Source organism: Sinomonas sp. RB5 (genome assembly GCF_054063535.1).
On record NZ_JBSSGJ010000002.1, the window covers coordinates 401,802 to 414,781 of the forward strand.

Sequence of the window (12,980 nt, forward strand, 5' to 3'; positions counted from 1 at the left end):
CTCGTCCCACCCACAGGCCCCCTCAGGGGTTGACGCCTCCGCTGAACCGGTTTAGTTTGGACGAACTAAACCGGTTTTGTGGCAGCTGTCACAGAAGGGAGGACCTCGCGGTGGCAGTAACGATCAGTGATGTCGCGGCTGCTGCCGGCGTCAGCAAGGGCGCGGTGTCCCTGGCCCTTAACGGGCAGAAGGGCGTCGGAGAGGAGACCCGGAGCCGGATCCTGGCCGTCGCGCGAGGGCTGGGGTGGACACCGAGCCTGAGGGCCAAGGGATTGGCCTCTTCGCGGTCCTTCGCCATCGGGCTGATCCTCGAGCGCGACCCGCGGCTGCTGGGAACCGACCCGTTCTTCGCCGGCTTCATCGCCGGGATCGAGACCGTGCTCGCGGCCCATGAGTACACCCTGGTCCTGGCAGTGGCGCACGGGGAAGCGGCGGAGGCGGGCTACCGCAAGCTCGCGGCGGGACGGGTGGACGGCTTCATCCTCACCGACCTCCGCACGGACGATCCGCGGGTGGAACTCCTCAAGGGCTTCGGGCTTCCCGCCGTGACCCTCAATCGACCGGTCATCGATTCGCCCTTCCCGGCGGTCTGCATGGACGGAAGCGAGAGCGTCAAGGAGGCCGTGCGCCATCTGGTCAGCCTCGGCCACCGGCGCATCGCCCACGTCGGCGGGCCGCAGGGGTTCGTGCACGGGCGCGGCCGCAGGCTCGCCTGGACCGAGGCGATGGCGGAGGCGGGCCTCGAGCCTGCGCTGTTCCTCGAAGCCGACTTCACGGCGGAGGCAGGCGTGGAAGCCACTGCCCAGCTCCTGGCCCTCGCGGAGCCGCCGACCGCGATCGTCTACGCGAATGACCTCATGGCGACCGCGGGCCAATCGAAGGCCCAGACGCTCGGCTTCTCGGTCCCGGAGGACCTATCGATCGTGGGCTACGACAACGCGGAGTTCGCGCAGTACCTCAATCCCCCTCTGACCACTATCGCTGCCGATCCCATTCCGTGGGGGCACGAGGCCGCGACAGCCCTCCTCTCGCTCATCCACGGCAGCAGTACCGGCGAGGACATCATGATGCCCCCGCCACGCCTCATCGTCCGGGCATCGACGGGACCGGCCCCGGTCACCGCTGACGCCTGAAACCCTTTCCAAGAACTCCATCCCCATCACAAGGAGACGCAATGGTGCGTGCGATCACGCCTGCCCGAATTCTGTCCGCTGCCGCTGTCGCGGTCCTCGGAGCCAGCCTCGCAGCCTGCGGCGGCGGCGGCGCCTCGTCGGCCCAGTCGGCCGCCACGGCCAAGGGCCCCATCAAAATCTGGTACTCGAACAACGCCGCCGAAGTGAAGTGGGGCAAGGAGATGGTCTCCGCCTGGAACGCGGCGCACCCCGATCAGCAGGTCGAGGGGCAGGAGATCCCTGCCGGCAAGAGCTCCGAGGAAGTCATCGGCGCGGCAATCTCTGCCGGGAGCGCGCCGTGCCTGGTGTTCAACACGGCGCCCGCAGCAGTCCCGCAGTTCCAGAAGCAGGGCGGACTCGTCCCGCTGGACTCCTTCCCTGATGCCGCGCAGTACATCAAGGACCGTACCGGGGCGCTGGCGGACCAGTACAAGTCCGCCGACGGCAAGTTCTACCAGCTGCCGTGGAAGTCGAACCCGGTGGTGCTGTTCTACAACAAGGACCTCTTCAAGAAGGCCGGCCTCGACCCCGAGCACCCGCAGCTGGCCACCCAGCAGCAGTTCCTCGACACCGCCCGCGCGCTGGTGAAGTCCGGGGCCGTCAAGACCGCCGTCTGGCCGTCTCCCGCGAGCGACTTCTACCAGTCCTGGTTCGACTTCTACCCGTTCTACGCCGCGGCCACGGGCGGCACCCAGCTGGTCAAGGATGGCAAGGCGACCTTCGACGACGACCAGGGCAAGCAGGTCGCGACCCTGTTCCAGACCCTCTACAAGGAGAACCTGGCCTCGAAGGAGACCTACCAGGGTGACTCCTTCGGAGAAGGCAAGTCCGCGATGGCCCTGGCCGGTCCGTGGGCGATCGAAGCCTACAAGGGCAAGGTCAACTGGGGCGCCGTGCCGATCCCCGCCCCGCAGCAGCAGGACAAGGTCTCGACCTTCTCGGACGCGAAGAACGTTGCCATGTACTCGGCCTGCAAGAACCGGGGCACGGCGTGGGATGTCCTCAAGTTCGCGACCAGCAAGGACGAGGACGGCAAGCTCCTCCAGGAGACCGGCCAGATGCCGATGCGCCAGGGGCTCACCACGGCCTACGCGGACTACTTCGCGAAGAACCCGTCCTACAGCCAGTTCGCCGACCAGGCCTCGCGCACGGTCGAGGTCCCCAATGTCTCCAACTCGGTCCAGGTGTGGCAGACGTTCCGCGACGCCTGGTCGAAGTCCGTGATCTTCGGCAACCAGAGCATCGACGATGCGTTCCATGGCGCCTCGGACAAGATCAACCAGCTCGTGTCGCAGAAGTAGCATGATGACCCACCCTCAGACGACATCCCCTGTGCCGGCGGCCGCGGAGGCGAAGCCCGCCTCCCCGGCCCGGCATGGGGGCGGACGCCCCCGAGCGAGGCTGCTCGGCCAGCACCCGCTCGGAATCCTGTTCTCCCTCCCGTACGTCGTGTACGTGATGGGCGTGCTCGCCGTCCCGTTCGGGTTCGCGGTCTACATCTCGGTCCACCAGTACTACTTCACCGCTCCCGGTGTGGACGTGGACCGGCCGTTCGTGGGACTGGACAACTACGTCAGTGTGCTCTCGGATCCGGCTGTCCAGCAGTCGTTCCTGAACATCCTGGTGTTCCTGGTGATCAACGTCCCGCTGACGGTCGGGCTCTCCCTCATCCTCGCGACCGCCCTGAACCGGGTGCGGTGGCTGCGCACCTTCTTCAGGGTCTGCTACTACGTCCCCTACGTGACCGCGAGCGTCGCCGTCGTCGGCGTGTGGCTGTTCCTGTTCCAGCAGCACGGCCTGGTGAATTCGCTGCTGGGGCCGCTCGCGCCCGCGCCGTCCTGGCTGGTCAACTCGTGGCTCGCGATGCCCACGGTGGCGCTCTTCGTCACCTGGAAGCAGCTGGGGTTCTTCATCCTGCTCTACCTGGCCGCTCTGCAGAACATCCCGAACGAGCTCTACGAATCCGCCGCTGTGGACGGCGGGGGCAGGTGGGTCCAGTTCTGGAACGTCACCGTGCCGGGCGTGCGCTCGGCCAGCGTCCTCGTGGTCATCCTCGCCACCATCACCGGGGCCAACCTCTTCACCGAGCCGTACCTCCTCACCGCGGGCGGCGGCCCGGACGGCGCCTCCTCCTCGCCGGTGTTCCTGATGTACCAGAAGGGAATCCTGCAGGGAAACCCGGACGTCGCCGCCGCCCTCGGGGTGGTGCTCGTCGCCGGGATCCTGGTGGTCACGCTCATCCAGAAGAGGCTCGTCGGGGGGAAGGAAGAATGACCGTGGACACTGACACCACCAGCACCACCGACGCGGCGCCCCGCCGCGGAACGCGCCGCCCCCTCGGCGCCGGGAGCATCATCCTGCTCGCCCTCGGGGCCCTGGCGTTCCTGTTCCCCTTCTACTACATGGTGGTCGGGTCGCTGCAGTCGAGCCCGGACACGAGCGTCGCCGGGGCCTTCCCCCATCCGGGAAACCTCACCGTGCAGAACTACGCCAGCATCAACGACTCGATCAACCTGCTCCGGGCGCTGGTGAACTCGGGGATCTTCACCGGCGGGGTGATCCTGTGCACGGTCGTCTTCGGCATCCTCGCCGGGTACGCGATGGCGCAGATGCGATTCCGGGGACGCGGGTTCGTCTTCGCCCTCATGCTCCTGGTGCAGATGATCCCGTTCCAGCTCCTGCTCATTCCCCTGTACATCATGATCGTGCGCGACTACGGCCTCGGTGACAGCTACCTCGGGATGATCCTGCCCTTCGCGATCAACTCGACCGCCGTGTTCGTCTTCCGCCAGTACTTCCTGCAGGTCCCGGCGTCCCTGTTCGAGGCCGCCCGGATCGATGGCGCCGGCGAGCTGGGCATCCTGTTCAGGATCGCACTGCCGCTGGTCCGTCCCGCGCTGGTCACAGCCGTCCTCCTGACCTTCATCGGCCCCTGGAACGAGTTCCTCTGGCCGTTCCTCGTGACCAAGGACGCCTCGATGCAGCCGCTCGCCGTGTCCCTGGCCAACTACATCTCCACCGTCGCTTCGGCCACATCGAACCCCTTCGGCGCGATCCTGGCGGGTGCCTGCGTGCTCGCCCTGCCCGCCGTGGTGCTGTTCATCGTGTTCCAGAAGCAGTTCACCGCCACCGACCTCGGCTCCAGCATCAAGGGCTGACCCGGAAGGACCCATGCACCCCCTCACCACGGCAGCGCTCCAGGACGGCCTGGCCCGCGCCCTGAGCCACACCAACGCGTCCACCGACGCCCTCTCCACTGACCAGTTCTCCGCCGACTGGGACGACCGCCCCGACTGGGCGATCGGGCCCTTCCGGAAGGACGAGGACCTCACCTTCAGGCCTCAGGGCCAATGGCCGGACCCGACGGGCATCGGCTGGACGAGCGCCTCGATCTTCAATCCGAGCCTGATCGAGCGCGACGGCGTGCTCCACCTCTTCTACCGCGCCTCACCCCGGAAGGAGAGCCTCGAGAGCCGCATCGGCACCGCGGTCCACACTCCGGGCCACGGATGGGCCGAAGGGCAGAACCCGGTCGTCTACCCGACGCTGGACAACGAACTGCTCGGCGTGGAGGACCCCAAGGTCTACTCGGCCGAGGGGCGCTACTACCTCTTCTACAACGGGATCTGGCCACTGGCCGGGACCAGCGAGGCGGAGGCCTACCCCTCCCCGGGATGGCCCCTCGGAGACGTGGGCTGCGACATCAACCTCGCCGTCTCCGACGACCTCGTGCACTGGGAGAAACGCGGACGGATCGTTCCCCACGAGGTCTCCCACCTCTGGGCCAAGGGCGCCGTGATCCCGACCGACGGCACCGGCGAGGCGGTGAAGATCGGGGGCGAATACCTGATGTTCCTCTCGGAGGGGTGCGACGGCAGGGCCGTCGTCGGCCGGTCGAGGGACATGGAGCACTGGGACTTCGCCGAGCAGCCGTATCTGGATATCTCCGCCCTCGGCTCCCTCCACGAAGTCGCCTGCGCAGTGGCCACCGGAGGCAACCTCGTCCTGGACTTCTTCTACGGCGACCACGACGGAAACTTCGCGGCAGCCCAGGCGCTCTACTCGCTCGAGGACCCCTTCACCCAGATCGCCCTCCACCGCGGAGGCTCGCTCGCCTGGGGCGGCCTGATCCGCTACGGCGACCGGTGGACCTTCGCCCAAGGATGGGACGCCCCCGCAGGCCAGCGGGAACTGTACCTCTACCGCTCAGAGAACTGACCACGCTTCTCCCCGACCGCCTCCCCGTACCGAGACTCCTGGAGCACCACGCCATGACCACCACCCAGTTCCCCTATGCCCTCACCCGCGCCGGCGTCATCATGTCCCCCGAGCCCGACAACGAGCTCGAGGCCGAGGGCGTCCTCAACCCGGCCACCGTCCGCGGCGCGGACGGCACCCTGTACCTGCTCCCCCGCCTGGTCGCCGCAGCGAACGTTTCCCGCATCGGCCTGGCCGAGATCAAGGTTGCCGACGGCGTTCCCGTCGACGTGGCGCGCGAGGGCGTCGTCCTTGCCCCGGACCGTTCCTGGGAGCACGGCGCGCAGAACGCGGGCGTCGAGGACCCCCGCGTCACCTTCATCCCCGAGCTCGGGCTGAACGTGATGACCTACGTCGCGTACGGGCCCCTCGGCCCCCGCACCGCCCTCGCCGTCTCCCACGATGAGCGCTCCTGGCGCCGGCTCGGCCCGGTCTCCTTCGAGTACGACGACAGCCTCGACGTCGATCTGGGCCTCTACCCGAACAAGGACGCCGTCTTCTTCCCCGAGGTTGTCCGCGATCCCGACGGGGTGCCCAGCTTCGCCGTCCTGCACCGGCCCTCGTGGGACCTGCAGGACGTCCGTCCCGGCGAGGTGGCCATGCCCCCGGCAGGACTGCCGGATGAGCGGCCGAGCATCTGGATCAGCTTCATCCCCGTCGAGGAGGTCCAGAAGGACATCAGGGCACTCGCACGCTGGCGCGGGCACCGGGTCGTCGCATCGCCCGAGGCGCCGTTCGAGCAGACCAAGATCGGAAGCGGGCCCGCGCCCATCCGGGTCGAGGAAGGCTGGCTGCTGCTCCACCACGGCGTCGTCGGCGAGCTCGTCCCCGGCGTCGCCCAGCAGAAGAACGTCAACTACGCGGCCGGCGCGATGATCCTCGACTCCGAGCAGCCGTGGCGCGTCACGGCGCGCACGGGCGCCCCGCTGCTCTCCGCCGACACCGACGACGAACGCGAGGGGATCGTGCCGAACGTCGTCTTCCCCACCGCGATCGAAGAAGTCGACGGCGCCCTGTTCGTCTTCTACGGCATGGCCGACTCCAAGATCGGCGTCGCCCGCCTTGAACACAGCGTCTCCCGCCGCTGACCCCCCCCCCCGAAGACGTCGGACCGGCCCGTACCCCCCTCGGGCCGGTCCGACCCCTCCATGCCCGCCCGGGACCGCCCGGCCAACCCCGGAGCCTCGAATGCAACGCACCGCTATCTCCCACGGTTGGGCCCTCTCCCACACCGCGGGCCCCCGCTCCTCGTCCGTGGGCAGCCTCAGGGACATCCCCGCCACCGTTCCGGGCACCGTGCACACCGACCTTCTGGCAGCCGGAATCATCGAGGACCCCTACCTCGACGGCAACGAGGCCCTGCAGGCGTGGATAGCCCAGTCCGACTGGCGCTACACGACGTCGTTCGAGTGGGAACCCGGGGACGAGCGGAGCGAGCTCGTCTTCGAGGGCCTGGACACCGTGGCCGCCGTCGCCCTCAACGGACACCCCGTCCTCCACGCGGAGAACATGCATCGCACCCACAGGGTCGATGCCACGGCGCACCTCGTGCCTGGCACCAATCACCTCGCGGTCGAGTTCTCCTCCGCCATCAGAGAGGCCGACCGGCGCTCCCTCGACCTCGGCTCCCGCCCCCACGCCAACCACCATCCGTACAACGCCCTGCGGAAGATGGCATGCAGCTTCGGCTGGGACTGGGGCATCGACACCGCCACGGCAGGGATCTGGAAGCCCGTATACCTGGAGCAGTGGTCCACCGCGCGCCTCGCCTCGGTCCGGCCGGTCGCCACCGTGGACGGCGCCGACGGGGTGGTGGACATCCATCTCGAGCTCGCCCGGGCCTCCGGAGAGGGGCCCCTCGTGGCCACGGCAGCCATCGGCGGCGCCACCGCCCGCACCGTCCTCTCCCCCGGCACATCCTCGGCCGTCCTCTCCGTCCGCCTGCCGTCCGTCAACCTGTGGTGGCCCCGGGGCTACGGCGACCAGGCACTCTACCGGCTCGACGTGGAGATCGGCCCCGCGGACGGCCGCACCGCGGTTGCCCTGGACTCCTGGAGCCGGGACATCGGCTTCCGCACCGTGGACCTGGCCATGCCCGAGGACGGCGGGGGCACCGGCTTCGGCCTCGAGGTCAACGGCCGGCCCGTGTTCGTCAAGGGTGCCAACTGGATCCCGGACGACGCCTTCCCGCACCGCGTGGACCGCGCCCGCTACGCCCGGCGCATCGGCCAGGCCGCCGCAGCCGGCCTGAATCTGCTGCGCGTGTGGGGCGGGGGGATCTACGAGTCCGAGGACTTCTACTCTCTGTGCGACGAGCACGGCATCCTCACCTGGCAGGACTTCCTCCTGGCCTGCGCCGCCTACTCCGAGGAGGAACCGCTCCGCTCGGAGATCGAGGCGGAGGCGCGCGAGGCCGTCGCCCGGCTCGCCGTGCACCCCTCGCTGGCCGTCCTCAATGGGAACAACGAGAACCTCTGGGGCTACACGGACTGGGACTGGCAGGCCCTCCTCGAGGGCCGGTCCTGGGGCACGGACTACTACTGCACCGTCCTGCCCGGCATCGCGGCCGAACTTGCCCCGCACGTGGTCTACACACCGGGCTCGCCCTTCACGCCCGCCGCCTCTGGCTTCGACCCCCAGACGGACCCCAACGATCCGTCCAGGGGGACCATGCACATCTGGGACCTCTGGAACCAGAAGGACTACCTCCACTACCGCGACTACCGGCCCCGCTTCGTCGCCGAATTCGGTTGGCAGGGCCCCCCGGCCTGGTCCACGCTCACCCGCGCGCTCAGCGACGACCCGCTCACCCCCGAGTCCCCCGGGATGCTCTCGCATCAGAAGGCCGCAGACGGGAACACCAAGCTCGTCCGCGGGCTCGTGCCCCACCTGCCCCTCCCCCATGAGATGCACGACTGGCACTGGGCGATGCAGCTGAACCAGGCCAACGCCGTCAGGACCGGCATCGAATGGTTCCGGTCCCTCGCACCGCACTGCACGGGATCGATCGTCTGGCAGCTCAACGACTGCTGGCCGGTCACCTCGTGGGCCGCGATCGACGGCGACGGCCACCCGAAGCCGCTCTATGCCGCTCTCCGGGCGGCGAATGCGGACAGGCTCCTGACCATCCAGCCAACGGACCCCGCATCGACCCGATCACCGCTCGAGGCGGACGCCGTCAACGACACGGACCAGGCCTGGGAGGGCGAGCTCCGGATCGAACGCCGCACGCTCTCGGGCCGGGTCCTCAGCGATGTGGCCGTGGGTCTGCGTGTTCCGCCCAGATCGGTCGTCAGAACGCCGCTCCCGGAGGACCTCAGCCTGCCGGAGGACCCCGCCTCGGAGATGCTGGTCGCCGTCCTGGCCGGAACCCGAACGTTCTGGCACTTCGCCGAATACCGCGGCCAGGCCCTCGACGCGGCCGACTTCCTGGCCGAGGCGGAACCGTGCGACGGCGGGATCCTGCTCCGGATCACTGCCCGCACCCTCCTGCGTGACGTCACGGTCCTCGCGGACAAGCTCGACGCGGACGCCACCGTCGACCCGGCACTCGTGACGCTCCTGCCCGCAGAATCCGCTGAATTCCGGATCAGGACCGCGCTGCCGCTCACCCTCTCCGAGCTGAGCGACCGCCGCGTCCTCCGAAGCGCCAACCAGCTCGTCTCAGCGGCCCTCGGTCCCCACGCATCCCAGGGCGCCACCGCCCGCGGCCGGTGAATGCCGAGTCCAGCATCTGGGGCCTGATTCTTCAGGCGGACGACGGCAGGGTCGGGTCGCGAGGACCGAACAATGAAGCGAGGATGCATCGAACTGTGATTCGGGCGCGCTGGGCGTCGGGAGTTGTACGAATCACATGCGCCCTATAGATTGTCGACAATAGAACGAATCAACAAGCGAGGTGGCGCGTGCTGTTCAGCGGCGAGGAGTACAACACTCGGGTTTCGGCCGTGCGGGCCCGGATGAGGGCCCAGGGGCTATCTGCCCTGCTCCTCACGGACCCCGCCAACATCTACTACCTGACGGGCTACAACGCTTGGTCGTTCTACACGCCCCAATTGGTCTTCGTCCCGTCGGACGGTCCCATGCTCCTCTTCACCCGCGCGATGGATGCAGGCGGAGCATTCAGAACCGCATGGCTGGCCCAAGACTGCATCCTCGGATATCCCGAGCACTACGTGCACCGCCCCACCGTGCATCCGTTCGACTGGGTCGCGTCCGCACTCCGGGAGCGGGGCCTCGTCGCCGCCGCTGCCGGCGGATGTGTCGGCCTTGAGATGGACTCGCACTTCTTCTCGCCCAAGGCCTACCGGGCCCTCGTCCATGCGCTGCCCGAGTGGACCTTGGTGGACAGCTTCGAGCTGGTCAACTGGGTCCGCTCCGTGAAGTCGCCGGCGGAGATCGAGCTCATGAGAAAGGCGGCAAGCGTGTGCGGGGCCGCGATGCAGGCCGCCGTCGACGCAATCGATGTCGGCGTCCGGCAGTGTGACGCCGCGGCCGCGATCAGCCACGCGCAGATCACGGGAAGCGACGGAGTGGGCGGCGACTATCCCGCCATCGTTCCCATGCTGCCGACCGGCGAGGCCGCCGACACTCCCCACCTGACGTGGAGCGAGGATCGGTTCGAGCAGGGCCAGGCAGTCGTCATCGAACTCGCTGGGGCCCACCACCGCTACCACGCCCCGCTCGCGCGCACAGTCTCCCTCGGGAAGGCCCCCGATCGACTCCTCAAGCTCGCTGACGCAGTGGCAGAGGGCGTCGCTTCAGTGCTCGACGAGGTGCGTCCGGGAGTCCCGGTCCGCGATCTCGCCCATACTTGGAACCGGACGCTCGCCAAGCATGGCCTCGAGAAGCCCTCCCGCATCGGCTACTCCATCGGCGTCGGCTACCCACCCGACTGGGGCGAGCGCACGATCTCGATCCGGACCGAGGACGAGACCGTCCTCGCCGAGAACATGACCTTTCACCTCATCGGGGGCATGTGGATGGACCACTACGGCTACGAGCTCTCGGAGTCCATCCGCGTGGCACCGGATGGTGTGGAAACCTTCACGCGCTTCCCCCGCGAGATCCTTCAGAAGGGACGCTGAGTCATGTCCATCGAGAACGTCGCCCTCCGGTCGCGCGAGCGGCTCCCGCTCGCTGACCGCGCCGGCAGCCTTGTGGGCTCGGTCATCGACTCGAGCACGTCGCTGCTGGCGTCGATACAGCACGACGTCGTCCGCTTCGCGATGGGCTCCCCCGCCAATGAGGCGGTCCCGCTGGACGAGTTCCGCGAGATCGCGAGTCAGACCCTGACCCACGGCGCCCTGACCTACGGCGCCACAGAGGGGGAGCCCGAGCTCCTCAAGGTCCTCGTCGAATACCTCTCGACGACGAGCGACCCCACCGAGGAGGAGCGTGTCACGATCACGGCGGGCGGCATGCAGGGTCTGGATCTCGCCTGCAAGATCTTCATCGACCCCGGCGACCTGGTCGTGGTCGAGAGCCCTACGTACACCAACGGCAGCGCGACCGCCCTGAGCTATGGAGCCCAGCTCCTCGAGGCTCCACTCGACGCGAACGGCCTCGTCGTCGAAGCGCTGCCAGAACTGGTCGCCGCGGCTGGCCGGACCCCCAAGGCCATCTACACCATCCCCAACTTCCAGAACCCCTCCGGCACCACGCTCTCCCTCGAGCGCCGCGAACTGCTCCTCGAGCTCGCCCACCAGTGGAACGCGGTCATCATCGACGACGACCCCTACGGACTCCTCCGATTCCAGGGCGAAGACCTGCCGAGCCTCCAAGCGCTCAGTCCCGGAGACCCGCTCCTCTTCTCCGTCCGCACGTTCTCGAAGATCCTCGCACCCGGCCTGCGGGTCGGCTGGGTCGATACCCATCCCGCGCTGCGGCAGCTCGTCATCAATGCCAAGCAGGCCATGGACACGTGCACCAACGTCCCGGCCCAGCACATCGTGGCCGAGTTCATCCGCCGCGGGCGCCTGGACAGCCACCTCGGCCATCTGCGTGAGGAGTACCGCCGACGGCGCGATGCCATGCAGTCCAGCATCAGTCGCCATCTGGGCGACCGAGTCACGACGACGAACCCGGAAGGCGGCTTCTTCCTCTGGCTCACGCTGCAGGGCGACGATGCGCGGATCTCAGCGCGCCAGCTCTTCGAGACCGGCCTCGCCGAGGGCGTCGCATTCATCCCCGGGCCTGCCCTCTCGGCCGGGGGAAGGTTCGACGACGCCCTGCGCCTCTGCTTCGCCACGAGCACCCCTGAGCGCACTGACGAGGGGATTCGACGGCTCCGTCGCGCCATGGATATCGAGCTCGAGAGGCTGGAGGGCCGGCCATGACAGTTACGGCGTCCATCGAGGACGAGGTCCTTGCTCTGATCACCGAAGCCGACCTTGTCTCGCTGGCCGCTGCGCTCATCGCGGCAGGTGGAGAAAACCCGGGCGGGACCGAGGAGGCCACGGTCAAGGTCCTCGAGGCCTTCTGCCTTGGGGCCGGTCTCGAGACCCAGTCGGAACCGGTGGCACCGAATCGGCCGAACTTCACGGCGGTGCTCCGGGGCGGCGGCCAGCCGGGCCTGCTCTTCCTCGGGCATTCAGATGTAGTGCCCGCGGGCACAGGCTGGGAACGCGCGCCGTTCGAGCCCTACGAGCACAACGGACGCCTGTACGGCAGGGGTTCGACGGACATGAAGGGCGGACTGGCGGCCGTTGCAGTGGCACTTAAAGCGCTCAAGGAGGCGGGCGTCGACCTCCCCTCGGACGTGACGCTGGCCTGCACTGTGGACGAGGAGGACCTCGGTCTCGGAATCCGCGCCTACACGCGCTCCCACGCTGGTGCCCGGTTCTCGGGCTGCGTCGTCGCGGAGCCCACGGACCTCGCCACGGTCATCGGGTGCCGCGGCGACAGCTATCTCGACATCAAGGTGGTCGGGAAGTCGGCCCATTCAGGCCGGCCGGAGGACGGCCGGAACGCGATCGACGCCGCGTCCAAGATCATCACACTGGTCCGCGAAGACCACCGACGCCTCCGAGAGGATAGGGATCCCCTGCTCGGCGCGGGAAGCTGGAACGTCGGGCTCATCGGCGGAGGCAGCGGAACGTCCATGGTAGCGGGGGAATGCAGCCTCTCCCTTGACCGCCGGCTCATGCCCGACGACGATCCGCACGCCATTCTGGCGGCACTCCGGCAGCGCATCAGTGCGGCAGGCATCGACCAGGACGGGATCACCGTGAGCGCCGAGGTCTCCATGGAGATGCCCGGCTTCCGCACCCCCGAAGACCACCCCCTCGTGGCCGCAGCGGTCCAGGCCCTTGCCGACTCGGGCTTCTCGAGCCAGATCGGCGGCTGGACTGCGGCCTGCGATGGCGGTTTCATCGCGCGCGACCTGGGTGTGCCGACCATTGTCATGGGGCCCGGCGGCCTCAACGACCAGGCGCATCAGGTCAACGAATCGGTCAGCATCGCAGAGCTCATGACCGCGGCCCGCGCCTACGCGCTCATGTGCCTTCGGCACCAGTCGGGCGTCTAGTATTCCGTCTTCCCCATCACCGA

Annotated in this window: 10 protein-coding genes; all 10 read left to right on the forward strand. The window is 68.4% G+C overall.

All coding sequences use genetic code 11. The features are described 5' to 3' along the window. The first annotated feature begins 110 nt into the window (after positions 1-110). Positions 111-1,133, forward strand: coding sequence for a LacI family DNA-binding transcriptional regulator (locus ACVWWH_RS04580; protein ID WP_457315788.1), 1,023 nt, complete (start codon positions 111-113; stop codon positions 1,131-1,133). Between the two features lie 41 nt (positions 1,134-1,174). After that, a complete protein-coding gene (locus tag ACVWWH_RS04585; protein WP_457315789.1) occupies positions 1,175-2,473 on the forward strand; it encodes an extracellular solute-binding protein in 1,299 nt (432 codons plus the stop codon). Position 2,474: 1 nt separating this feature from the next. Beyond that, the gene (locus ACVWWH_RS04590) at positions 2,475-3,446 is read left to right on the forward strand and encodes a carbohydrate ABC transporter permease (RefSeq protein WP_457315790.1); all 972 of its coding nucleotides are present in this window, start codon (positions 2,475-2,477) and stop codon (positions 3,444-3,446) included. Positions 3,447-3,574: 128 nt separating this feature from the next. Next, a complete protein-coding gene (locus tag ACVWWH_RS04595) occupies positions 3,575-4,330 on the forward strand; it encodes a carbohydrate ABC transporter permease (RefSeq protein ID WP_141305407.1) in 756 nt (251 codons plus the stop codon). A gap of 13 nt (positions 4,331-4,343) precedes the next feature. Beyond that, positions 4,344-5,390 carry a glycoside hydrolase family 130 protein gene (locus ACVWWH_RS04600; protein ID WP_066501568.1) on the forward strand — a complete coding sequence of 349 codons (1,047 nt, stop codon included), beginning with the start codon at positions 4,344-4,346 and terminating at the stop codon, positions 5,388-5,390. Positions 5,391-5,443: 53 nt separating this feature from the next. Further along, positions 5,444-6,517 (forward strand): glycoside hydrolase family 130 protein, encoded by a 1,074-nt coding sequence (locus ACVWWH_RS04605; RefSeq protein WP_457315791.1) that lies wholly within the window; start codon positions 5,444-5,446, stop codon positions 6,515-6,517. Positions 6,518-6,617: 100 nt separating this feature from the next. Next, positions 6,618-9,146 carry a glycosyl hydrolase 2 galactose-binding domain-containing protein gene (locus ACVWWH_RS04610; RefSeq protein WP_457315792.1) on the forward strand — a complete coding sequence of 843 codons (2,529 nt, stop codon included), beginning with the start codon at positions 6,618-6,620 and terminating at the stop codon, positions 9,144-9,146. Positions 9,147-9,334: 188 nt separating this feature from the next. Further along, the gene (locus ACVWWH_RS04615; RefSeq protein WP_457315793.1) at positions 9,335-10,516 is read left to right on the forward strand and encodes a M24 family metallopeptidase; all 1,182 of its coding nucleotides are present in this window, start codon (positions 9,335-9,337) and stop codon (positions 10,514-10,516) included. Between the two features lie 3 nt (positions 10,517-10,519). Then, the gene (locus ACVWWH_RS04620; protein ID WP_457315794.1) at positions 10,520-11,767 is read left to right on the forward strand and encodes an aminotransferase-like domain-containing protein; all 1,248 of its coding nucleotides are present in this window, start codon (positions 10,520-10,522) and stop codon (positions 11,765-11,767) included. Continuing rightward, the gene (locus ACVWWH_RS04625) at positions 11,764-12,957 is read left to right on the forward strand and encodes a M20 family metallopeptidase (RefSeq protein WP_457315795.1); all 1,194 of its coding nucleotides are present in this window, start codon (positions 11,764-11,766) and stop codon (positions 12,955-12,957) included. The genes ACVWWH_RS04620 and ACVWWH_RS04625 overlap by 4 nt, the downstream gene beginning before the upstream one ends. Positions 12,958-12,980: the final 23 nt, after the last annotated feature.